The sequence below is a fragment of the Lelliottia jeotgali genome, assembly GCF_016771845.1.
In the GTDB taxonomy this organism is placed as follows: domain Bacteria; phylum Pseudomonadota; class Gammaproteobacteria; order Enterobacterales; family Enterobacteriaceae; genus Enterobacter; species Enterobacter jeotgali.
On the sequence record NZ_JAENMQ010000010.1, the window covers coordinates 157,083 to 180,092 of the forward strand.

The 23,010-nt window shown below is 53.3% G+C and carries 25 protein-coding genes; 14 read left to right on the top strand and 11 right to left on the bottom strand.

Features of this window, described 5'->3' with window-relative positions; genetic code table 11:
• Positions 1-64: 64 nt before the first annotated feature.
• Complete coding sequence (gene dacC, locus JBO43_RS17480) at positions 65-1,267, top strand: serine-type D-Ala-D-Ala carboxypeptidase (protein ID WP_095284222.1); 1,203 nt, start codon at positions 65-67, stop codon at positions 1,265-1,267.
• 148 nt (positions 1,268-1,415) lie between these two features.
• Here dacC and deoR read toward each other — a convergent pair whose 3' ends face one another.
• The 3 genes from deoR to JBO43_RS17495 form a co-directional block, all read right to left on the bottom strand.
• Complete coding sequence (deoR, locus tag JBO43_RS17485; RefSeq protein ID WP_103946912.1) at positions 1,416-2,174, bottom strand: DNA-binding transcriptional repressor DeoR; 759 nt, start codon at positions 2,172-2,174, stop codon at positions 1,416-1,418.
• A gap of 67 nt (positions 2,175-2,241) precedes the next feature.
• Complete coding sequence (gene ybjG / locus JBO43_RS17490; protein ID WP_202674788.1) at positions 2,242-2,850, bottom strand: undecaprenyl-diphosphate phosphatase; 609 nt, start codon at positions 2,848-2,850, stop codon at positions 2,242-2,244.
• A gap of 7 nt (positions 2,851-2,857) precedes the next feature.
• Positions 2,858-3,586 carry a phosphatase PAP2 family protein gene (locus tag JBO43_RS17495; RefSeq protein WP_202674789.1) on the bottom strand — a complete coding sequence of 243 codons (729 nt, stop codon included), beginning with the start codon at positions 3,584-3,586 and terminating at the stop codon, positions 2,858-2,860.
• Positions 3,587-3,754: 168 nt separating this feature from the next.
• Between JBO43_RS17495 and JBO43_RS17500 the strand changes: the two genes are divergently transcribed.
• Positions 3,755-4,984 (top strand): MFS transporter, encoded by a 1,230-nt coding sequence (locus tag JBO43_RS17500; protein ID WP_095281379.1) that lies wholly within the window; start codon positions 3,755-3,757, stop codon positions 4,982-4,984.
• A 139-nt stretch (positions 4,985-5,123) separates the two neighbouring features.
• On the opposite strand, the gene JBO43_RS17505 is transcribed toward JBO43_RS17500, so the two are convergent.
• Both JBO43_RS17505 and JBO43_RS17510 read right to left on the bottom strand, forming a co-directional pair.
• Positions 5,124-5,936: a Cof-type HAD-IIB family hydrolase gene (locus JBO43_RS17505; RefSeq protein WP_095281381.1), complete on the bottom strand. Its 813-nt coding sequence runs from the start codon at positions 5,934-5,936 to the stop codon at positions 5,124-5,126.
• Entirely contained in the window at positions 5,926-7,140 is a 1,215-nt protein-coding gene (locus tag JBO43_RS17510; RefSeq protein WP_095281382.1) for an MFS transporter, read from the bottom strand. Before JBO43_RS17510 ends, JBO43_RS17505 begins: the two co-directional genes overlap by 11 nt.
• 80 nt (positions 7,141-7,220) lie before the next feature.
• Here JBO43_RS17510 and JBO43_RS17515 point away from each other — a divergent pair, with 80 nt between their 5' ends.
• Positions 7,221-7,763 carry a TetR/AcrR family transcriptional regulator gene (locus JBO43_RS17515; protein ID WP_095281383.1) on the top strand — a complete coding sequence of 181 codons (543 nt, stop codon included), beginning with the start codon at positions 7,221-7,223 and terminating at the stop codon, positions 7,761-7,763.
• Positions 7,764-7,933: 170 nt separating this feature from the next.
• Here the strand turns inward: JBO43_RS17515 and JBO43_RS17520 are convergent, their stop codons facing one another.
• The 4 genes from JBO43_RS17520 to JBO43_RS23020 form a co-directional block, all read right to left on the bottom strand.
• Positions 7,934-8,545: an NAD(P)H-dependent oxidoreductase gene (locus JBO43_RS17520; RefSeq protein WP_202674790.1), complete on the bottom strand. Its 612-nt coding sequence runs from the start codon at positions 8,543-8,545 to the stop codon at positions 7,934-7,936.
• Between the two features lie 70 nt (positions 8,546-8,615).
• A complete protein-coding gene (locus JBO43_RS17525) occupies positions 8,616-9,203 on the bottom strand; it encodes a TetR/AcrR family transcriptional regulator (RefSeq protein WP_202674791.1) in 588 nt (195 codons plus the stop codon).
• 219 nt (positions 9,204-9,422) lie between these two features.
• A complete protein-coding gene (locus JBO43_RS17530) occupies positions 9,423-10,232 on the bottom strand; it encodes a hypothetical protein (protein ID WP_202674792.1) in 810 nt (269 codons plus the stop codon).
• A gap of 38 nt (positions 10,233-10,270) precedes the next feature.
• Complete coding sequence (locus JBO43_RS23020; protein ID WP_237730090.1) at positions 10,271-10,849, bottom strand: GIY-YIG nuclease family protein; 579 nt, start codon at positions 10,847-10,849, stop codon at positions 10,271-10,273.
• A 124-nt stretch (positions 10,850-10,973) separates the two neighbouring features.
• Here JBO43_RS23020 and JBO43_RS17540 point away from each other — a divergent pair, with 124 nt between their 5' ends.
• On the top strand, positions 10,974-11,228 hold the full coding sequence (locus JBO43_RS17540; RefSeq protein ID WP_202674793.1) for a hypothetical protein: 255 nt from the start codon (positions 10,974-10,976) through the stop codon (positions 11,226-11,228).
• A 262-nt stretch (positions 11,229-11,490) separates the two neighbouring features.
• Here JBO43_RS17540 and JBO43_RS17545 read toward each other — a convergent pair whose 3' ends face one another.
• Positions 11,491-13,176, bottom strand: coding sequence for an aspartate:alanine antiporter (locus tag JBO43_RS17545; RefSeq protein ID WP_103946908.1), 1,686 nt, complete (start codon positions 13,174-13,176; stop codon positions 11,491-11,493).
• Positions 13,177-13,453: 277 nt separating this feature from the next.
• Here JBO43_RS17545 and JBO43_RS17550 point away from each other — a divergent pair, with 277 nt between their 5' ends.
• Positions 13,454-13,825: an inner membrane protein YbjM gene (locus tag JBO43_RS17550; RefSeq protein ID WP_095281387.1), complete on the top strand. Its 372-nt coding sequence runs from the start codon at positions 13,454-13,456 to the stop codon at positions 13,823-13,825.
• Positions 13,826-13,854: 29 nt separating this feature from the next.
• Here the strand turns inward: JBO43_RS17550 and JBO43_RS17555 are convergent, their stop codons facing one another.
• Positions 13,855-14,124: a GrxA family glutaredoxin gene (locus tag JBO43_RS17555; protein WP_095281388.1), complete on the bottom strand. Its 270-nt coding sequence runs from the start codon at positions 14,122-14,124 to the stop codon at positions 13,855-13,857.
• Positions 14,125-14,311: 187 nt separating this feature from the next.
• On the opposite strand from JBO43_RS17555, the gene nfsA reads away from it, so the two are divergent.
• The 9 genes from nfsA to rlmC all read left to right on the top strand — a co-directional run bounded on the left by nfsA (position 14,312) and on the right by rlmC (position 22,809).
• Positions 14,312-15,034 carry an oxygen-insensitive NADPH nitroreductase gene (gene nfsA / locus JBO43_RS17560; protein WP_202674794.1) on the top strand — a complete coding sequence of 241 codons (723 nt, stop codon included), beginning with the start codon at positions 14,312-14,314 and terminating at the stop codon, positions 15,032-15,034.
• Between the two features lie 70 nt (positions 15,035-15,104).
• Positions 15,105-16,007, top strand: coding sequence for a 30S ribosomal protein S6--L-glutamate ligase (gene rimK, locus JBO43_RS17565; protein WP_095281390.1), 903 nt, complete (start codon positions 15,105-15,107; stop codon positions 16,005-16,007).
• A 59-nt stretch (positions 16,008-16,066) separates the two neighbouring features.
• Positions 16,067-16,543, top strand: coding sequence for a YbjN domain-containing protein (locus JBO43_RS17570; protein WP_103946975.1), 477 nt, complete (start codon positions 16,067-16,069; stop codon positions 16,541-16,543).
• A gap of 355 nt (positions 16,544-16,898) precedes the next feature.
• Positions 16,899-18,011 (top strand): spermidine/putrescine ABC transporter substrate-binding protein PotF, encoded by a 1,113-nt coding sequence (potF, locus tag JBO43_RS17575; RefSeq protein WP_095281391.1) that lies wholly within the window; start codon positions 16,899-16,901, stop codon positions 18,009-18,011.
• A gap of 96 nt (positions 18,012-18,107) precedes the next feature.
• Positions 18,108-19,241, top strand: a complete 1,134-nt coding sequence (gene potG, locus JBO43_RS17580; protein ID WP_157738394.1) for a putrescine ABC transporter ATP-binding subunit PotG — start codon at positions 18,108-18,110, stop codon at positions 19,239-19,241.
• Positions 19,242-19,250: 9 nt separating this feature from the next.
• Positions 19,251-20,204: a putrescine ABC transporter permease PotH gene (gene potH, locus JBO43_RS17585; RefSeq protein ID WP_095281393.1), complete on the top strand. Its 954-nt coding sequence runs from the start codon at positions 19,251-19,253 to the stop codon at positions 20,202-20,204.
• Complete coding sequence (gene potI, locus JBO43_RS17590) at positions 20,201-21,046, top strand: putrescine ABC transporter permease PotI (protein ID WP_103948733.1); 846 nt, start codon at positions 20,201-20,203, stop codon at positions 21,044-21,046. The genes potH and potI overlap by 4 nt, the downstream gene beginning before the upstream one ends.
• Positions 21,047-21,112: 66 nt before the next feature.
• Complete coding sequence (locus tag JBO43_RS17595) at positions 21,113-21,586, top strand: YbjO family protein (protein ID WP_095281395.1); 474 nt, start codon at positions 21,113-21,115, stop codon at positions 21,584-21,586.
• A gap of 95 nt (positions 21,587-21,681) precedes the next feature.
• Positions 21,682-22,809 (top strand): 23S rRNA (uracil(747)-C(5))-methyltransferase RlmC, encoded by a 1,128-nt coding sequence (rlmC, locus tag JBO43_RS17600; protein WP_202674795.1) that lies wholly within the window; start codon positions 21,682-21,684, stop codon positions 22,807-22,809.
• The last annotated feature ends 201 nt before the right edge of the window (positions 22,810-23,010 follow it).

The window sequence follows — 23,010 nt, forward strand, 5'->3', positions numbered from 1 at the left end:
TCATCGCTTCTTGCGACACGGTGATGTGACGTGATTTTTTAGAAAGGACACTCGGGTGGCATTTATGACGCATAAAACTTCTTCTCTGCGCAGCCTCGCAGCTGGCTCCGCACTGCTTTTCCTGTTTTCTCCAACCCTGTATGCAGCGGAAGCCGCGGCACCTGAAGCGCCGCCAGTTGACGCGCGCGCGTGGATCCTGATGGATTACGCTAGCGGCAAAGTGCTGGCCGAAGGTAACGCTGACGAGCAGCTCGATCCGGCGAGTCTGACCAAGATCATGACCAGCTACGTGGTCGGGCAGGCGCTCAAAGCCAACAAAATTAAGCTCGACGATATGGTGACCATTGGCAAAGACGCCTGGGCCACCGGCAACCCGGCGTTGCGCGGTTCATCCGTAATGTTCCTGAAACCGGGGGATCAGGTTTCCGTATCCGATCTGAATAAAGGGGTGATTATTCAGTCGGGGAACGATGCCTGTATCGCGCTGGCGGATTACGTCGCGGGCAGTCAGGACTCCTTTATCGGCCTGATGAATGGCTACGCGCAAAAGCTGGGGCTGACCAAAACCACCTTCAAAACCGTTCACGGCCTGGATGCGCCGGGGCAGTTCAGTACCGCGCGCGATATGGCGCTGTTGGGCAAAGCGCTGATCCACGACGTACCGGATGAGTACGCGATCCACAAAGAGAAAGAGTTTACCTTCAACAAGATTCGTCAGCCGAACCGCAACCGTCTGCTGTGGAGCAGCAACGTGAATGTGGACGGTATGAAAACCGGGACCACTGCGGGCGCGGGCTATAACCTGGTGGCCTCTGCCACCCAGGGCGATATGCGTCTGATCTCCGTGGTGCTCGGCACCAAAACCGACCGTATCCGCTTTAACGAATCCGAAAAACTGCTGACCTGGGGCTTCCGCTTCTTTGAAACGGTCACGCCGATTAAGCCGGATGCGACATTTATCAGCCAGCGTGTCTGGTTCGGTGATAAGAGCGAAGTGAATCTGGGTGCGGGTGAAGCCGGCTCGGTGACCATCCCGCGCGGGCAGCTTAAAAACCTGAAAGCGAGCTACACGCTGACCGATCCGCAGCTGACGGCTCCGCTGAAAAAGGGCCAGGTTGTCGGGACGATTGATTTCCAGCTGAATGGCAAATCCATCGAGCAGCGTCCGCTGATCGTAATGGAAGCGATAGAAGAGGGTGGATTCTTTAGCCGGATGTGGGACTTCGTGATGATGAAATTCCACTCGTGGTTTGGCGGTTGGTTTTAAGTGATTACAGCGCCGTCTGCTATGCCCGGCGGCGCTTCGCTTGCACGGGCCTACAAAACCCGTAGGCCGTGTGGCGCGCACAATACATCAATTTAATCCGGTTTTGTAGGCCGGGTAAGGTGTAGCCGTCACCCGGCAAAACCCGCACTCAATACATCAACTTAATCTGCTGCGCTTTTGCGTGTGCGACCAGTTCGTCGTCAGGCTTGCAGTCGCTCACTATCGCATCAAAACGCGCCAGCTCGCCCATCCGCGCCGGACGGACCTTGCCAAACTTACTGTGATCCACCACCAGCACATGATACTGAGCGGCATTCATCGCCCAGTGCTTCACCGTCAACTCTTCGAGATTAAAACAGGTCGCGCCCTGAAGCACGCTCACGCCCGCCGCCGAGTAAAAGGCGATATCAGGGCATAAATTACTGAGCGTATCCTGCAGATTCAGTGGTTTAAAAATGGCGTTGCTGGCGTGAAACTCCCCGCCGCAAAGGATGACCCGACACTCGGGCTTTTCCTGTAAGGCCAAAAAGGTGTTCAGGGAGTAACACACCGCCGTGAACGGCAGCGTGTTATCGATGGCTTCGATAATCCACGGCGTGGTGGTGCCACAGTCAAAAAACAGTGTCTGATGCGGCTGCACAAGGGACGCAGCCAGCCGCGCAGCTTTGCGTTTCTCTTCAACCAGACGGGTCTTTTGATCGCTTAGCAGATAGTGGCTGCCACTACGTGGCTCCAGCATGATATACCCGCCCAGTAGCACTACCGGGGCACTTTCGCTGTTCAGGTCGCGACGAATGGTCATCTCGGAAACGCCGAGTAACTGGGCGGCTTCTTTGAGATGCAGCTTATCGCTGCGCTTCAGGGCGTGCAGCAGCTGGGATATGCGGTCGTCGCGTCGTGTTTCCATAGATCCTCGGGGCGAAAAAGTGAACCCCCACAATGTGGGGGTTCAAGTGTAACCTGTCGGACCGGGATTAGTCACGTATCCAGCCCTTGCGGATAGGCAGGGCGAAGCAAATACGGTAAACCCGTTGCAGCCCGCGGTAAATCTGTTGGCCCATGATATTCCACAGGATTTGCGCCGTCAGACAGCCCATAAAGCCAACCAGCAATCCGCCCAGCATATCCAGCGGCCAGTGGACACCAAGATAAACGCGCGACCACGCAATGCCGAGAGCGATAACCATCAACACCACGCCCGACCAGACGCGATGCCAGAACAAGAACGCCAGCGCGAAGGTGAAAATCACCGTACCGTGATCGCTTGGGAAAGAGTCGTCAGCTGAATGGTGCAGGAAGTTTGAGCCGATATGGTCGACAAACGGACGGTCGTGCGGGAACAACTGTCCAAGCGTCCAGGACGCGGTCATGCTCACGGCCAACGCCATCACTACCTTAATCACCAGCTGACGTTGGGCGCCGACCTGCTTGCGCGGGCCCCATAGCCAGAGTATCGCGATAAGCAGCGGCACGATGTTAATCAGATCTTTTGCCACAAATTTGGCAAAAATAATCATCCACTCCGGCGAAGCAGGGGTGGCATTAATCAGATAAAACAGTCCGTAATTGAGATTCTCTAGCATTCCATCATCACTCTTTAGCAAACCAGGCAGAAACAAGGCCGTAAGCCACGACCTGAGAAAACCACACCCACCAACCTGCCCACAGGTTGTGAGAGAAAAAATGCGCCCCGCGCATTACCTGACCGAAGCCCATCGCCAGCCCGGCAAAAATGCCCAAGGCGACAAAGCACCACGCCAGGCGAGGACGCTCGCGCCAGAAGGCGAAAAACAGCCCCATCACCATAAAGCCGCTTGAGGCGTGCCCGCCAGGGAAGCAACGACCGGGGCCGCTGCCGTCAGGCGTGCTACCAAACAGCGGATAAGAAACCGCCTTACCGCCGTACTCCAGCAAATCCCACGGACAGCTATGATGACTGATACCTTTCAGTATGCCGACCACCAGCGTCCCGAGCCCCATCAGCAGAGCGCCTGTCACCAGCGGCATATTGCGGCGATATGCGCCGTAAATCAGCGCCACGGCCGCCACCGCAATAGCGATGTACTTCGCCAGCCGATGATTCAGCAGATCCAGCAGGGGATTTTGCTGTAATGGAAAATGGTGAGTGGCGGCGTCATACCAGAAACCCGTTATCCACCGATCCAGCGTTTCATCGCGTGAAAGCCAGGTAAACAGCACCGCCAAAGCAATCAGCGCGAAAAGCTGATAACCATAAAAGCGTGCCGGTAAACGGTAAAGGGGTTTTGTCTTAGTTGTCGGCGACTTAGATAAATCCGATGGGGCAGTGTTGTGGGCCATAAATGACATTCATTGACGGGGAATAAGGCCATCATAAATGTGTCAACTTAAGGAAACCTTAAACGGCGACGATATGTGCTTTATTTCTGTTTATCTTCGATAATTTACTATCTCGCGACCGGTCATTTCATTACACTCATCGCGATTTTTTCATCAAAAAGAGACTGCATGTTAAACCGTTCTTCTTCTGGTAATCGTCTGGGTCGTCAGGCGTTACTTTTCCCTCTCTGTCTGGTGCTGTACGAATTCTCAACCTATATCGGCAACGATATGATTCAGCCGGGTATGCTGGCGGTGGTTGAGCAGTTCAACGCTGGTATCGAGTGGGTACCGACATCCATGACCGCCTATCTGGCTGGCGGCATGTTTTTGCAGTGGCTGCTTGGGCCGCTGTCGGATCGCATTGGCCGTCGCCCGGTAATGCTCACCGGCGTGGTGTGGTTTATCGTCACCTGCCTCGCCATTCTGCTGGCGCAAACCATTGAACAATTTACGATCCTGCGTTTTTTGCAGGGGGTAAGTCTGTGCTTTATCGGCGCGGTAGGGTACGCCGCCATCCAGGAGTCGTTCGAGGAGGCGGTGTGCATCAAAATCACCGCCCTGATGGCGAACGTGGCACTGATTGCGCCATTGCTCGGCCCGCTGGTGGGCGCGGCGTGGGTGCACGTGGCTCCGTGGGAAGGGATGTTTGTGCTGTTCGCGCTTTTGGCGGCAATCTCGTTCTTCGGTCTGCATCGTGCGATGCCAGAAACCGCCACTCGCCTTGGCGAAAAGCTGTCGCTCAAAGAGCTGGGGCGCGACTACAAAGAAGTGCTCAGAAATGTGCGTTTTGTAGCAGGAGCGCTGGCGACGGGCTTTGTCAGCCTGCCACTGCTGGCGTGGATTGCCCAGTCGCCGGTTATCATCATTAGCGGCGAGAAGCTCAGCAGCTATGAATATGGCCTGTTGCAGGTACCGATTTTTGGTGCGCTGATTATCGGTAACCTGGTGCTGGCGCGTCTCACATCGCGTCGCAGCGTGCGTTCGCTGATCATCATGGGCGGCTGGCCTATTATGGCGGGTCTGGTCGTTGCGGCGGTCGCCACCGTCGCCTCATCACACGCTTATCTGTGGATGACTGCCGGACTGAGCATTTATGCGTTCGGCATTGGTCTGGCTAACGCAGGTCTGGTGCGTCTGACACTGTTCGCCAGCGAAATGAGTAAAGGGACAGTTTCTGCCGCAATGGGCATGTTGCAGATGCTGATATTTACCGTCGGGATCGAAGTCAGTAAGCACGCGTACAGCTTTGGCGGCAACGGACTGTTCAGCCTGTTTAATCTCGCCAACGGCATACTGTGGCTGGGGCTGATGGTGGTGTTCCTGAAAGATAAACGTGTGGGTAGCGCATTGCAGTAACTTCTGCGGATTCGGTGCGGTCTTTGTGCCGGGTGGCGGCTGCGCCTTACCCGGCCTACAAGAGCAACGCGTGTTTTCTCCCTCTCCCCGTGGGAGAGGGCACCAGGCCGCACTAAGCTTTAGGGTGCGCCACCGGGCATTAGTTAAACGGCGCTTCCCCGTTCAACGCTTTCTCAATCACATCCAGCACGCCTTCATCGTTATTATGGGGCGCTTCATAACGCGCGGCCGCTTTGATGTGCGGTTTGGCGTTGGCCATCGCAAAACTAAAGCCCGCCTGACGTAGCATTTCAACGTCATTTCCGCTGTCACCAAATGCCACGACTTCGCTATCTGCAATGCCCCAGTGCTGCTGCAAAATCCGCAGGCCGTTGGCCTTGTGCACGCCCGGAATAATCAGGTCGATGTTGCCATGCCCGGTGGTCACCGGAACCATAATGTCGCTCAGCTCGGCGTGGATCATCTCCTGAACGCGCGGAATATCGCTGTCCGGCAGGTTAAGTCCAAATTTAAAGAAGATGTCGTCCAGATGGTCGAAATTATCGACCATTTCCAGACGATGGTAATATTTCGCTGCCATTTCTTTTAGGCTGTCGTCATAGGCCTTCAGGGTGTACGCGCTGCTCTTGCCGCAGGCGATCACTTCCACATCGGGCAATGCACAGAGAAAACGCGCCACCTTATCGAACTGGGCGTTGGTCAGCTCGCCGTTGAAAACATCTTCGCGAGCGTTCACCACCCAGCCGCCATTTTCGGCGACAAAGGCAATCTCATCGGCAATTTCCGGGAAAAAGGAGATCAGCTGGTAATACTGATTTCCGCTGGCGACCACGAAGCGAATATTCTGCTCTTTCATGCGCGCATATTGTGCCAGAAAGCGCTCGCGGTTATAGGTTTTGGCGTCGCTCAGGAAGGTTCCATCCATGTCGACGGCGATTAACTTAACGCTCATATCCCTTCTCCATTGCTGAATGTTGCGTAGTAGGTTTAGCGACGGCTTTCGCGACCAGTGCGGCGATGATCACCAGGCCGAGCACGACCAGCATAGCGCTGCGTAAGCCGTAATGTTCGCCGAGGAAACCGAGCAGCGGCGGGCCAACCAGGAAGGCAAGATAGCCGGTGGTGGCGACCACACTGACGCGCGTTGGCGCATCCGGGCCGGTATCGCTGGCCGCTGAAATGGTGAGCGGGAAGCCGAGTGACGCGCCCGCGCCCCATAGGATGACCGAGACCCCGGCTATCCAGTCCACGTCGACGAAGATAATCAGCGCGATACCCAACGCGCCCATCAGCGCACTGGCGCGCACCACGGCTACGCGGCTGTAGCGATCGATAAACCAGCCGCCGGTAAAGCGACCTAAGGTCATCCCGAGGGTAAACCCGGCGTAAATCAGTGAACCGGAGGTTGGGCTAAAACCGTGGCCGTCAACCATCAGCAGCGGCAGCCAGTCGTTGGCAGAGCCTTCGGCAAACGCCATCGCCAGCACCACCACACCAATCAGCATCAGCTGCATATCGCGATAGAAGGGTAAACCTTTCTCAGCCGATTTTTGTTCTTCTGCGCTGTTTTTGCCGTTGCCGTCAGGAATAAAAGTAATGCCGGTCAGGATTGGGAGAATGCACACCAACGCTGCCAGTAAAATATGCAGACTGGCAGCAGTGCCAAAGGCTGTCAGCGCCATACCGACACCCGCACCAGCCAGCGTGCCGAGGCTGTAGAAGCCGTGCATCATCGGCAAAACCGTTTTATTCAGCTCGCGTTCAACGGCTGCACCTTCGACGTTAATCGCCACTTCCGCTGAGCCAAAGCTGCCGCCAAAGACCATCAGACCAAACGCGAACATCACCGGCGAGGTGAACCACAGGGCGACGCTGAGGAAAATCATGCCGACCACGGCGCAGCACATGGTGGTGCGGATCACTTTGCGCGTGCCAAATCGCTTTACCAGCCACGCCGAACACAGAATACCGCTCATCGACCCGATCGACAGACCGAACAGTACGATGCCCATTTCTGCGGTCGACACCGACAAAATATCGCGGATCGCAGGAGTACGCGTCGCCCAGGATGCCATCAGCAATCCGGGGATAAAGAAGAACATAAACAGCGCCCACAGGCGTCGCTGTAGGGCTTTACGAGGAGAAATCAACGTCATTGAGGAGCACCAGAAGTACAACAATAGCGACAACACTAACAAGTTTGTGTACATTTGTACATAAACCGGAAGGAGAATTTATGAGCAGACGACCAAACGATCCGCAGCGGCGGGAACGGATACTGCAGGCGACGCTGGAGTCTATTGCCGAGCATGGGATCAATGCCGTTACACACCGGAAAATCGCCACGTGTGCGGGCGTGCCGTTGGGGTCGATGACCTATTATTTCGATGGGATAGATTCGTTGCTCGAAGAGGCCTTCATGGGATTCACCCGTGATATGTCGCAGCAGTATCAGGATTTTTTTGCGGGCGTAACGGGGCCAGAAATGGCCTGCGAATCCATCACGACGCTGATCCACAGCTCTGAAGTCACTACGCCGCACAATATGGAGCTGATGTATCAGCTTTACGCATTGATGAACCGTAAACCGGCGCTGAAAAACGTCATGCAGGACTGGATGCAAACCAGCCAAAGCACTCTTGAGCAGTGGTTTGATCCGGTAACAGCCCGTGCACTCGATGCGTTTATTGAGGGCATGACCCTGCATTTCGTGACGGATCGAGAACCGCTGTCGCGGGAAGAAATCCGGGCGATGGTAGGGCGTATCGCGGGGCTTTAGTGCGTCGCTCCGGTGGTCACTATAACCATTGTTGCCTTTGTGATAATGGCTGTAATAATCGCACTTGCGCAATTTCCTCTCAAATAAAGAGGTCAGTTTTTGTAATGCTGAAGAATGCGATAAAGAGTGGGAAATTAAAATGAATTTGATTTCCCATCCATCTCATTCATTTATTCAATGTGAGGTATTAATGTAGGGCTGACATTTTTCAAGAAATCATCAATTTGAGCACTGTTAGCGGTATCGGCCTCATAGAGATAATCAAGAGTAATATCTTTTAGTCCGCAGAACCCAAATACGCCTTCGACAATTTGCGTGTGAATCGCGGTGGTATATCCGTGGCGATCAAACCCACTTTTATCACTCCCGGCGATGGCGACCAAACGAACCGGGATATTTTTCATGATCCCAACGATACGGCCATCATCTGCTGTTTTATAAGCCCAGCCATTGGTCAGCACACGATCAAACCAGCCTTTAAGAATACCCGGCACGGACCACCAGTAAACAGGGAACACAAAGATTAGCATATCCGCACTGTCCACACGCGCTTGCTCAGCCTGGATATCGTCCGGTAAGGCTTGCTTACCGTGGTAAACGCCCAGATCGGCATTCGTCATGGCTGGCTGAAAAGAAGCACTATCAAGGTTATTCATATCCACGCGAATTCCCTGGCGGGAATATTGTTCTGCAATTCTCATGGCAAGAGAACGCGTCAGTGAATCCTCTACCGGATGAGCCGTAATAATAAGGACGTTTTGAATATTTTGTAGATTAGACATAGCTGCCTCCTGTGAACTTCACAGTATGTTACTGTTGGTAATTTATGTAAGGCAAGCCAATTTGTGCTTTCTAGATTTGCTGGTACGCGTTAAGGCTCCCGAGCATTGCCCCTGTCAAAATATTGATGGCGTCATCGGCAGAAATCGCGTTTCTGCTTGCCAGAGCTGATATGGCGTCAGCAGCACCGAGTTGCGTGGCAATCACACTTTCGCCGAGAGAGCCCTGCAAGTTGATATAGGGTTGCAACGCTTCAATAAGGCTGTCCGCGCAGGCTTTGCGCCCTTTATCGAGGGCTTCCATCAGCGCTTCAGAGCCGGAAAGCGCCGCGATTATCTGAGTAATCTCGGGGCCGGTACTGATGACGCACTTGATGTAGGCGGTGCTGTAGAGTCGGACGGCCTGTTCAAGGCTGGTGGTGGGACTCGTCAATGCCTGTTTGAAATTGGCAATTTGCTGCTCATTAAATGATGCATAAAGGACGGTCAGAAGACCCTTCCGGTCGCCAAAATGATCGTAGGTGATGGGTTTTGTCACCCCTGCTTTCTCAGCGAGATAGCCCAGCGTCAGATTCTCCGTACCCTCTTCACGAATGATCGCTCTGGCCACGTCCAGAAGCTGCTGCCTGCGTTCTTCTTTTTTTAATCGTTTGGTTGCCAAGATATGAGCCTCCAGTTGAGCATGGGGGTTTATTCTATCAGAGTTTGCCTGGAACGCAGGCAAGGGGGATATGCCAGGGAGGCGAATTTCATGTAATAGAATTTTCTCTGTTAATTACTTAACATAAACAATGAGTTGATTTATTAACTAATAAGTTAGGCTCCTTGTGAGATGTGACGATTGCGGGGGATTGCCAACCGCTCTCGCCACTTGGTCTTGCTAATGCACACCTTTATTTCTGGCTTCAATATCCATCATAAAGTTGGTCATGTAGTCTGGATTGAAATCCAGGCCTTTAGTTTTCCAGTATGCTGCTCTCTGGATATCCTTAACTTTTTGATCCATCATAAAACCAGTCATATAATCAGAATTGAAGTTGTAACCTTTTGTTTTCCAGTACCTTGCCCTTTGAATATCCTTAACTTTCTGATCCATCATAAAACCGGTTGTATAGTTCGGATCAAAATCATAACCTTGTGATTTCCAGTACCGAGCCCTCTCAATATCTTTTACTTTCTGATCCATCATATAGCTGGTTGTATAATTGGGGTCAAAATTGTAGCCTTTCTGTTTCCAATACAATGCTCGTTGAACATCCTTTCTTTTTTGTATTTCCATAAAATTTTCGCCCGTATATGTGTATTCTTTAGTAGGCGAGTTTGATTCAAGAGAAAGATGATTGCTTGTGGTGGAATTAGTTGTGCTGAGATGAGGAGTGGTTTTCTCAACATGTTGATAAGATTGTGAATTGTATGGGTGTTCTTTTGCTCCGATTTTTCCAGTATAGGGATTGGTATTCCCTTTTGTACTCCAGTTATTATAAAAATTATGGTCTGGTGCTGAACGGTAGTGGGGCTGTACGTAGGTTCCATTACTTCGAAAGTATCCATTAACATGTACACTACTCCCTTTTGAAAATACACAAAAAGAGAATAGTGCTGTCAACAATAAGATAAAGTTAGTTAAGATTCTTATGTTTAACATTTTTATATAAACACCAATAAACAAGTACAATGAAACTTTGAGCATCTAATTTATTTAAATGCTATCATTTTCTTTAATCGGAATCATAGAGATATGTTTTCATTCATCATTTCTGCAACTACACTTCTTCTAAAACCTCTCTCATCCGCGATCTCCATTATTTTGGCTTCTCTCATGGCTTTGCTGCGCATTGCAGAAAGTATCGGCTTAAAGCTATGGTTGTTGCCCTGAATATTTAATGGCAGCGAAATGCTCGAAATTAACGTTTCCTCCAGTACCCACGGTTCTTCATTTGCTATCCAATATACTTTTGCATTCTTTTCCATCCACTGGTCCAGCCATTGCTCGCCAGGGTGAGTAAATGTCGTTCTGGTTCCCGAGCCAACCCGGCGGAGAGGGAAATTGCTTTCCGTCGCAAGTAATACGCCGAGCGTGCGTCTGAGCGTTGAACCTTCAGCATTGCCGCTGTAATGAGTTTTAATGCGGGTTTTAAGATTAGCGCGGCTGTTTGGTTTCCCCTTTTTGTCGGGCGAGATACCAACATAGAGCAGAGTGTACCCATCATGAGTCAAGCAACCTTCTGTTGGAACGCCGGGAGGGATTGCTTTGAACCACCAGAAATAGACGCCATTGATGGCGGGTACGGGCGTCGGTCGGCTCATAATCTCCGTTCTACTGTATGTTTTGTCAGGATAAAAATTAAACACTGATATACTCCGCACTGATTAATTCCGGGTATTTTATTGGATAATCATATGGGATTACTTGATTTGCTTAGGGGTAGATATGAGTTTGAGAGTGACGACGCAGCAGGTGGACACCTGGAAAAAGCGCATTCAGCGGGATGGTTTGAAAGGCTCTACCTACTTTTGCCACCAGGGCGGAAGTGTATGGGTTTCCGCATCAGCCGATCATCAGGCTATCTGTCAGAAAGTTTTAGGAAGAGATTCAGGAACAAGTTCTTTATCACATTATTTGCGCTGGGATGATGTCGACGCTGTTGCTTTGGTTGAATTGTTGCACGCGATTGAAACGGCTTAAGACGAAGATTTAGCAGCCGGGCTAAAGCGCTGTCGCCACTTTGTCGCCATGCATGGAAAAGTGGTTTTGTAAGTGATTGATTTAATGGGTGGTAAATTTCAGGCAACAAAAAACCCATCAACCTTGAACCAAAGTGGCGGGGTTGATGGGCTCCACAAATTGGGGGACATCAAAGAAAAGCAGTGGCAATAGTTATGACTGCCTCATATACGAAAAGTTCTGCGCATCGCAAAAATAATTGTGCGATGCGCCATCTTCAGAGTTATCCGAGTGCGGGCCAGATGATGATGATCAGCGTACCGGCGAGGGTCAGCAGGACGTTGGCGATAGCATAAGTGCCTGCGTAGCCCAGTGCCGGGATGTTGCTGCGCGCGGTGTCGCTGATGATTTCCATCGCCGGGGCGCAGGTGCGCGCACCCATCATTGCGCCGAACAGCATCGCACGGTTCATACGCAGGACGTAGGCGCCGAACAGGAAACAGATGACCACCGGCAGCAGGCTGACGATCAAACCGGCGACCAGCATCTGCCAGCCAACCGCGCCGAGACTGTGGCCGATGCCGCTGCCTGCACTTAAACCGACACCTGCCATAAAGACCATCAGGCCGAACTCTTTCACCATGTTTAGCGCGCCCTGCGGGATATAACCGAAGGTCGGGTGGTTGGCTCGCAGGAAGCCAAGCATAATCCCGGCGAACAGCAGACCGGCTGCGTTACCCACGCCGAAGCTAAAGTTGCTGAACTGGAAGGTGATCATCCCAATCATCAGGCCGACAATGAAGAAGGCGCAGAAGGCAAGCAGGTCGGTGACCTGGCTATGAATGGAGATAAAGCCGATGCGGTCGGCAACGGTTTTCACGCGTCGCGCGTCACCGCTCACCTGCAGCACGTCGCCTTTATTCAGCACGACATTGTCGTCAATTGGCATTTCAATCTGGCTGCGGATCACGCGGTTCAGGAAGCAGCCGTGGTCAGTCAGCTTGAGCTGCGCCAGACGGCGACCGACGGCGTTGTGGTTTTTCACCACAATCTCTTCTGTGACGATACGCATGTCGAGCAGGTCGCGGTCGAACACTTCTTTGCCGTTACGGAAGCTTGGGTCGAGACGTGCGTGCGCATCCGGGTAGCCGACCAGCGCAATATCATCGCCCATTTGCAAAACTGCATCCCCATCCGGGTTCGCAAGAATACCGTTGCGGCGGATACGCTCGATATAGCAGCCGGTCTGGCGATAAATCCCCAGCTCGCGTAGATTTTTACCGTCGGCCCAGGCGACCAGTTCCGGCCCGACGCGATAGGCGCGAATAACAGGCAAATAGACTTTACGTTTGGTGTCGGTGTCCAGGCCGCGCTCACGAGCGATTTGCTGGGCGCTGGTCTGAAGATCCTGATGCTGTAATTTAGGCAGATAACGTGCGGCGACGATCAGGCTCACCAGCCCGATCAGATAGGTGAGGGCGTAGCCGAGGCTCAGGTGATCGAGTGCTAAAGAAAGCTGACTGCCCTCCATGCCGGAGTGGCGCAACGTATCGCCTGCGCCAACCAGCACCGGTGTCGAGGTCATCGAACCGGCGAGCATCCCCGCCGTTAACCCGATATCCCAGCCAAACAGTTTACCCAGCCCTAACGCAATCACCAGCGCACTGCCAACCATCACCAGCGCCAGCATCAGATAATTTTTGCCGTCGCGGAAGAAAATTGAAAAAAAGTTCGGCCCGGCTTCCACACCCACGCAAAAAATAAACAGCATAAAACCGAGATTGAGCGCATCCGTGTTAATGCTGAAATGCTGCTGGCCTAATAATAATGAGACCACTAAAACGCCAATGGAATTACCAAGTTGAACTGAACCCAGGCGTAATTTACCCAGACACAGTCCCAGTGCCAGTACAACAAATAATAACAGGATGTAATTCCCATTTAACAAATCTGCGACGTTTATATTCACGGAGGCTAACTTCTTGTTTACCGTTAAGCTGTTGAAAGGATGGGGGATTTAGGCTACTGTTTTAACCCGTATGAGTGCAGGGATTACCCCTTTCGCCCATACAGAATATATCCCACAGAACAATAACTGGCCGATAGTCTAATCGTATTAGATATCCAGGGCCAGAAAAGATCGCGTAACAACGTATGAGCTTTGGCAAGGAATGCCACATTGCATTATCTGACTGGGCGTCCTCTGGACGATTGTGTATTCGATAGTGATGGAGTCAGGAGGATTTTTGAACATAAAGCGGAACTGGGCAGGCGTCGTCTGCTGTTTTCTACTGTTTATCGCGGTTTGCCTTTCGTTAGCATTCCACGTGAAGGGCGCATTCAGAACGTCAGGTCATCCTGAGCTGGGTTTGCTGTTTTTCATTTTACCCGGCGTGGTGGCGAGCTTTCTCTCTCGCGGGGGAGAAGTGGTGAAGCCGTTGATCGGTGCGATGCTGGCAGCACCGCTGTGTCTGGTGTTGCTGCGCCTGGTTTTTGTCTCGTCGCGCTCCCTGTGGCAAGAGCTGGCGTGGCTGATGAGCGGGATTTTCTGGTGTGCGTTGGGCGCGCTAAGTTTTATGTTTGTGCGCAGTCTTTTTCATCGTGCACGGCACAAATAAAAACGCCCTCCTGAGAGGGCGCTTGTCGCTTACTGGGCTGCAAAAAGTCCCAGATTTTCTTTCGCGTAGGCTTCGAAATCGGTAAAGCCGCCAATGTGCGTCTGATCGAGGAAAATCTGCGGTACGGTTTCAACCGGTTTACCCACGGTTTTTTCCAGATCGGCTTTGCTGATGCCTTCCGCGTGAATGTCCACGTAGCGGAAGTTAAAGTCATCACGCTCGGCGGTCAGTTTTTCTGCCAGTTCTTTAGCGCGCACGCAGTAAGGGCATCCCGGACGTCCAAAAATCACTGCAAACATATCTCTCTCCTCAAAACGTAAGCCTAACGGCGAATGTCGCTTAGTGTGCCCGATAACACTTGCTGATGGAAAGCAGGTTTTACCTGTCGCTTTAATACTTACAGGCTATGTTTCGCCAATTACATCACACTTTTCTTTGCCTATACTGGCAGTCATTCCGCGTACAGACAGAGAAAAGAGAGACCTAATGACGCCGACGATTGATGTGATTCGCGCCCACCGCTCCATCCGCCATTTTACCGATAAGCCGATTAGCGACGCCGAGCGTGAGGCAATAGTGGACAGCGCGAGAGCCACCTCCAGCTCAAGCTTCTTACAGTGCACGTCGATTATTCGCGTCACCGACCCGGCTATGCGCGAACAGTTTGTCCCGCTGACGGGCGGACAACCACATGTGGCGCAGGCGGCGGAATTTTGGGTGTTTTGCGCCGACTTTAACCGCCATCTGCAAATTTGCCCTGAAGCCGAGCTTGGGCTGGCGGAACAGCTGTTGCTGGGCGTGGTCGATACCGCGCTGATGGCGCAGAATGCTCTCACGGCGGCGGAATCTCTCGGATTAGGTGGCGTTTATATCGGCGGGCTGCGCAATAACATAGACGCCGTAACCGAACTGCTTACACTGCCAAAGCACGTGCTGCCGCTGTTTGGTCTGTGCCTAGGCTGGCCTGCGGATAACCCGGATCTCAAGCCGCGTCTGCCTGCGGCAATGCTGATGCATGAAAATCACTACCAACCGGTGGATGCAGACGTTCTTGCGCAGTATGACGAAGAAATCGCCAGTTACTATCTGTCGCGTGGCAGCAATACCCGCCGTGATACCTGGAGCGATCACATTCGCCGCACCATCATTAAAGAAAACCGTCCGTTTATTCTCGACTATTTGCATAAACAGGGCTGGGCTGTACGATAAGCCCATTCATCCTGTGCCAGCCTGCGTGTATGATACGCAGGCTGTTATCGAGTCTTTAGAGAGGTGCAGGGTGAAAATTGCCATTTTGTCCCGGGATGGAACGCTCTATTCGTGTAAACGTCTGCTTGAGGCAGCCAATAAGCGTGGCCATCTGGTTGAAATCCTCGATCCGCTGTCGTGCTATATGAACATCAGCCCGGCGGCGTCCTCTATTCACTACAAAGGCCGCCATCTGCCGCACTTTGATGCGGTTATTCCCCGCATCGGCTCGCAAATTACCTTTTACGGCACTGCTGCACTGCGTCAGTTTGAGATGCTCGGCAGCTATCCCCTGAATGAATCCGTCGCCATTACCCGCGCGCGCGACAAGCTGCGCTCCCTGCAACTGCTCGCTCGTCAGGGGATCGACCTGCCCATTACCGGCATTGCCCATTCCCCGGACGACACCAGCGATCTGATTGATATGGTCGGCGGCGCGCCTCTGGTGGTGAAACTGGTCGAAGGCACGCAGGGCATCGGTGTGGTGCTGGCCGAAACGCGCCAGGCCGCAGAGAGCGTGATTGATGCTTTTCGCGGACTGAACGCCCATATTCTGGTGCAGGAATATATCGAAGAGGCAAAAGGCCGCGATATCCGCTGCCTGGTGGTGGGCGATGAAGTTGTGGCAGCCATTGAACGCCAGGCCAAAGACGGCGATTTTCGATCGAATCTGCACCGTGGCGGCGTGGCGCGTATCGCGACTATCAGCGAGCGCGAACGTGAAATCGCGATTAAGGCGGCGCAAACACTGGGGCTGGATATTGCTGGCGTGGATATTTTGCGGGCGAATCGTGGCCCACTGGTAATGGAAGTCAACGCCTCGCCAGGTCTTGAAGGCATTGAAAAAACCACAGGAATTGATATTGCAGGTAAAATGATCTCCTGGATCGAACGTCAGGCCACGCCGGGCTTTTGCCTGAAAACGGGTGGTTAGAACTGTCATTTTTGCGTAATCTAGACGAAGTTTTTTGATGAGGCTGCACTGCTATGGATATGGACTTACAGATCGTTCCCACGCTGGATACATTGCGCCAATGGCTCGATGATGCAGGTATCTCTTATTTTGAGTGTGATTCCTGTCAGGCGCTGCACCTGCCGCATATGCAAAATTTCGACGGCGTGTTCGATGCCAAAATCGATCTGATCAACGACGTTATCCTTTTCTCGGCGCTGGCGGAGGTCAAGCCCTCGGCATTGCTGGCTCTGGCCTCTGATTTGTCAGCCATAAATGCCGGTTCTTTGACGGTGAAAGCATTTCTCGATATACAGGATGATAATCTGCCAAAGCTGGTGGTTTGCCAGTCTTTATTCTCTGGTGCGGGGGTATCGTTTAAGCAGTTTTCCTGGTTTATGCGCCTGAGCGAAGAGCAGATTTCTATGGTCATGCTCGAAGCCAGTGCACACCATCTACTCTTTACGACAGAAGAGGATATGGAGAATAACGATCCACGCGAGTCTTTTTTGCACTAGGCCTTTCTGACATTCACGCAGTCGCTGCCAGAGCGGCTGCGTAACACCATTTTATTCTGCTGTTAACCTTTCATTAAAGAATTATTCACCTCCCTGAAGGCCGTTTCGGCTTATCACATAGACAGATTCTGCATAAAAAATTGATAAAAGGCGTTTTTTAATTTGGGCTATAGCCTGGGGCACGGGCTACAGTTATTCTTGCGGAGCTTAAAAAAGCGAGCGGAAACTGACTCAAATATTTTTCTTATGCGTCAGGCAGATCGACAAAATATGCATGATTCTTGCATATCATCAATTGCATGGTTTTAGTTCGTTTGTTAACAACAGTTAACGAGCTTTCATAAGGAATAACGATATGATCGCCTTGAATAAAAAATGGTTATCGGGTCTGGTTGCGGGTGCTCTGATGGCTGTCTCTGCCGGTACGCTCGCTGCGGAACAAAAAACGCTGCACATCTATAACTGGTCTGATTATATCGCGCCGGACACGGTGGCGAATTTCGAAAAAGAGACCGGCATTAAGGTGGTCTACGACGTCTTTGACTCCAACGAAGTGCTGGAAGGTAAACTGATGGCGGGCAGCACCGGTTTTGACCTGGTCGTCCCGTCAGCCAGCTTCCTGGAGCGTCAGCTCACCGCCGGTGTGTTCCAGCCGCTGGATAAAAGCAAACTGCCGAACTGGAAAAACCTCGATCCTGAACTGCTGAAACTCATTTCCAAACACGACCCGGAAAACAAATTCGCCATGCCGTACATGTGGGCGACCACGGGTATTGGCTATAACGTCGATAAAGTGAAAAAAGCGTTGGGTGCAGACGCGCCGGTGAACAGCTGGGATCTGGTGCTGAAACCGGAAAATCTGGAAAAACTGAAAAGCTGCGGCGTCTCCTTCCTCGATGCACCGGAAGAGGTGTTTGCCACCGTGCTGAACTACCTCGGTAAAGATCCGAACAGCACCAAAGCGGACGACTACACCGGCCCGGCGACCGATCTGCTGCTGAAGCTGCGCCCGAACATTCGCTACTTCCACTCCTCACAGTACATCAACGATCTGGCTAACGGTGATATCTGCGTGGCCATCGGCTGGGCGGGTGACGTCTGGCAGGCAGCGAACCGGGCGAAAGAAGCCAAAAATGGCGTGAATATCTCCTATTCGATTCCGAAAGAGGGGGCGATGGCGTTCTTTGACGTCTTTGCGATGCCTGCGGATGCGAAAAACAAAGACGAAGCCTATCAGTTCCTGAACTATCTGCTGCGTCCTGACGTGATTGCCCACATCTCTGACCACGTCTTCTACGCCAACGCCAACAAAGAAGCGACGCCGCTGGTGAGCGCTGAAGTACGCGACAATCCGGGGATTTACCCACCGGCTGACGTGCGCGCAAAAATGTTCACCCTGAAAGTACAAGATCCGAAAATCGACCGTGTGCGTACTCGCGCATGGACGAAGGTGAAAAGCGGTAAATAACAGCCGTTATGTGCGCCGGGCTGGCCTCACGCAGCCCGGCGAAGCGCACTGTTCCGGTGCGTTTGCACTATTTTAGATTTTGCCGGAGAGCACCCCGTGAACGAAACCATCCCCCGCCCGCAGGCGAAAACCCGTAAAGCGCTGACTCCGCTTCTCGAAGTCCGTAATCTGACCAAATCTTTCGACGGCCAGCACGCCGTGGACGATGTCAGCCTCACCATTTATAAAGGCGAAATTTTTGCGCTACTGGGCGCTTCCGGCTGTGGAAAATCTACGCTGCTGCGCATGCTGGCCGGTTTTGAACCTCCGACGGCCGGACAAATTATGCTGGATGGTGTCGATCTCTCCCGCGTTCCGCCGTACGAGCGCCCGATTAATATGATGTTCCAGTCCTACGCGTTGTTTCCCCACATGACGGTGGAGCAGAACATTGCCTTTGGGCTCAAGCAGGACAAGCTGCCGAAAGCAGAAATCGCCGCACGCGTTGCGGAAATGCTGAGCCTGGTGCACATGCAGGAGTTTGCAAAACGCAAACCGCATCAGCTTTCTGGCGGTCAACGTCAGCGTGTGGCGCTGGCGCGAAGCCTGGCGAAACGGCCAAAACTGCTGCTCCTCGACGAACCTATGGGGGCGCTGGATAAGAAATTACGTGACCGAATGCAGCTCGAAGTGGTGGATATCCTCGAGCGCGTCGGCGCGACCTGCGTGATGGTAACGCACGACCAGGAAGAGGCGATGACGATGGCCGGACGTATCGCGATCATGAATCGCGGGAAGTTTGTGCAAATCGGCGAACCAGAAGAGATTTACGAGCATCCGACCACCCGCTACAGCGCGGAGTTTATCGGCTCAGTGAATGTCTTCGAAGGGCTGCTGAAGGATCGCCAGGACAACGGACTGGTGATTGACTCGCCGGGGCTGGTGCATCCGCTCAAAGTTGACCCGGACGCATCGATTGTCGATAACGTTCCGGTTTACGTGGCGCTGCGCCCGGAAAAAATCATGCTCTGCGACGAGCCGCCAGCCGATGGCTATAACTTTGCCGTCGGGGAAGTGGTCCACATTGCGTATCTCGGCGATCTCTCGATCTACCACGTGCGCCTCAAAAGCGGGCAGATGATCAGCGCTCAGTTGCAAAATGAACACCGCTACCGGAAGGGGCTGCCGACCTGGGGCGACGAAGTGCGTCTGTGCTGGGATGCGGACAGTTGCGTTGTGCTGACGGTATAAGGAGCGGCTATGAGTACACTTGAACCACCGGCCCGCGTCCAAAAACCGGGCGGGTTCGCGCAGTGGCTGACGCGCATGCAGATGGCGCACGGTCGCAAGCTGGTGATTGCCATGCCATACGTGTGGCTGATCCTGCTTTTCCTGCTGCCGTTCCTGATCGTTTTCAAAATTAGCCTCGCGGAAATGGCGCGAGCAATCCCGCCGTACACCAATCTGATGGAGTGGGCCGACGGGCAGCTGTCGATCACGCTTAATCTCGGCAATTTCCTGCAGCTCACGGACGATCCACTCTATTTCGAAGCGTATCTGCAATCGTTGCAGGTGGCGGCGATCTCGACGATCTGCTGTCTGGCGATGGGCTATCCGCTCGCCTGGGCGGTGGCACACAGCAAACCGTCAACGCGCAACATTTTGCTGCTGCTGGTGATTTTGCCGTCCTGGACCTCGTTCCTGATCCGCGTTTACGCCTGGATGGGAATATTAAAAAACAACGGCGTGCTGAATAACTTCCTGATGTGGCTGGGCGTTATCGATCAGCCGCTGACGATTTTGCACACCAACCTGGCAGTCTATATCGGGATTGTGTACGCCTATTTACCGTTCATGGTGCTGCCGATTTATACGGCATTAACGCGTATTGATTACTCGCTGGTGGAAGCTTCGCTGGATCTCGGCGCGCGCCCGCTGAAAACCTTCTTCCAGGTGATCGTGCCGCTGACCAAAGGCGGGATTATCGCCGGTTCGATGCTGGTCTTTATCCCGGCGGTGGGCGAGTTCGTGATCCCGGAACTGCTCGGCGGCCCGGACAGCATCATGATTGGTCGCGTGCTGTGGCAGGAGTTCTTCAATAACCGCGACTGGCCGGTGGCATCGGCGGTGGCGATTGTGATGCTCCTCCTGCTGATCGTGCCGATCATGTGGTTCCATAAACATCAGCAAAAACAAATGGGAGGGAACGGATGAACAACTTACCGGTCGTGCGCTCCCCGTGGCGTATTCTGATTCTGGTGCTCGGCTTTACCTTTCTCTACGCGCCGATGCTGATGCTGGTGATTTACTCGTTTAACAGCTCAAAACTGGTGACGGTCTGGGCGGGTTGGTCGACGCGTTGGTACGGCGAACTGTTCCGCGACGATGCGATGATGAGCGCGGTAGGGCTGAGTCTGACGATTGCTGCCTGCGCGGCAACGATGGCGTCGATTCTTGGCACTATTGCAGCGATGGTGATGGTGCGTTTTGGTCGTTTCCGCGGCTCGAATGGCTTTGCGTTTATGATCACCGCCCCGCTGGTGATGCCCGATGTGATCACTGGTCTGTCGCTGCTGTTGCTGTTCGTCGCCCTGGCGCACGCCATCGGCTGGCCGGCGGATCGCGGGATGCTGACCATCTGGCTGGCGCACGTCACGTTTTGTACCGCTTACGTGGCGGTGGTGATTTCGTCGCGCCTGCGCGAACTGGATCACTCCATCGAAGAGGCGGCGATGGATCTCGGCGCAACGCCGCTGAAGGTCTTCTTCATCATCACGCTGCCGATGATCATGCCTGCCGTGATTTCCGGCTGGCTGCTGGCGTTTACCTTGTCGCTGGACGATCTGGTGATCGCCAGCTTCGTCTCCGGACCGGGAGCGACCACGTTGCCGATGCTGGTTTTCTCCAGCGTGCGCATGGGTGTGAATCCAGAAATCAACGCCCTGGCGTCAATCATTCTGGGCGTGGTCGGCGTTGTCGGTTTCATCGCCTGGTATCTAATGGCGCGGGCGGAAAAACAGCGTGTGCGTGATATCCAGCGTGCAAGACGCGGCTGAAGCATTTAAAATTCTCAGTGAAGTGCCGCGCCTGTCGCGGCACTGTTTTTCAGGGAAGTAAAAACAGTGGGATTTTTTCGCAAATCACGACATTCGCATGCGCGCCTGAATGTTCCTGCTCTGGTGCAGGTGGCTGCGCTCGCCATTATTCTGATTCGCTGCCTGGATTTGCTGATGCTGTTTAACATGCTCGGCGTGCGGGGTATTGGCGAGTTTATCCATCGCAGCGTGCAGACATGGAATCTGACGCTGGTCTTTTTCGCAAGCCTGATGCTGGTTTTCGTCGAGATCTACTGCGCGTTTTCGCTGGCGAGAGGGCGCAACTGGGCGCGCTGGGTGTATCTCCTGACGCAGGTCATTGCGACGGGTTATCTGTGGGCTGCCTCAATTGGCTACGGCTATCCCGAGCTGTTCAGCATTGCCGGGGAATCGAAGCGAGAAATTTTCCGCTCGCTGGTGATGCAGAAACTGCCTGACCTGCTGGTGCTGTTCCTGTTATTCATCCCGGCTTCCAGTCGACGCTTCTTCCGTCTGCAATAATGTGTATACACTTCATCATTCAAGCTGCCTCCGCCTTGATGCAACTTGAATGATTTTGTGTATAATCGCAGCCCCTCAATTTTTAAGGTTTTCCTATGCAGTGCGCACTCTATGACGCCGGTCGCTGCCGCTCCTGTCAGTGGATAGAACAGCCGGTTTCCCAACAACTCGCCACCAAAATGGCCGATCTCCAGCAGTTGCTTGTGGAGCATCCGGTGGCGGAGTGGTGCGCGCCTGTTAGCGGCCCGGAGCAGGGTTTTCGCAATAAAGCTAAAATGGTGGTCAGCGGCAGTGTCGAACGACCGCTGCTGGGCATGTTGCAGCGCGACGGCACGCCGGAAGACTTGACCGATTGTCCGCTCTATCCCGCCACCTTTGAGCCGGTCTTCGCCGCGCTGAAGCCCTTTATCGCTCGCGCCGGTCTGACGCCTTACAACGTCGCCCGCCAGCGCGGTGAGCTGAAATATCTTCTGCTGACCGAAAGCCAGCTCGATGGCGGCATGATGCTGCGCTTTGTGCTGCGTTCGGAAACCAAGCTAGAACAACTGCGCGCCGCGCTGCCGTGGCTGCAACAGCAGCTGCCGCAGCTGAAACTGATTACCGCCAATATTCAGCCGGTGCACATGGCGATCATGGAAGGGGAGAAAGAGATTTTCCTCACCGAACAGCATGCGCTGGCAGAGAATTTCAACGGCGTGCCGCTGTGGGTCCGCCCGCACAGTTTCTTCCAGACCAATCCGGTCGTTGCCAGTCGTCTCTATGCCACCGCGCGTGACTGGGTGCAGGCGTTAAATATCGATCATATGTGGGATCTGTTCTGCGGAGTGGGGGGTTTTGGCCTGCACTGCGCCACGCCAAACATGAAGCTGACCGGAATAGAAATCTCCGCTGAGGCCATTGCCTGTGCAAAACAGTCAGCCGCCGAACTCGGCTTAACGGATCTGCACTTCCAGGCGCTGGATTCGACACAGTTTGCTACCGGGCAAGGAAGTGTGCCGGATCTGGTGCTGGTCAATCCGCCGCGCCGCGGGATTGGCAAAGCGCTCTGCGACTATCTGAGCCAGATGGCGCCGAAAACCATTATCTATTCCAGCTGTAACGCACAGACGATGGCGAAAGATATCGCCGGGCTGCCGGGCTATCGCGTCGAGCGGGTGCAGCTTTTCGATATGTTCCCGCATACGGCGCACTATGAAGTGCTGACGCTTCTGGTTCGTTTGTAAGAAATGCCGGGTGGCGAGGTAAAAGCAAAATGGTCACGGCAGTGACCATTTTTAGTGTTTTCTCCCTCTCCCCGTGGGTGTACGGTCCGGGGACATGGTAGACAGGTGTTCGGGGACATGGTGAACACTATTTAACATCCTTTACCCATGGTGATCGACTTTTTCTTCAGGTCGATCACCCCCACTTTCGTGCTGTACCAC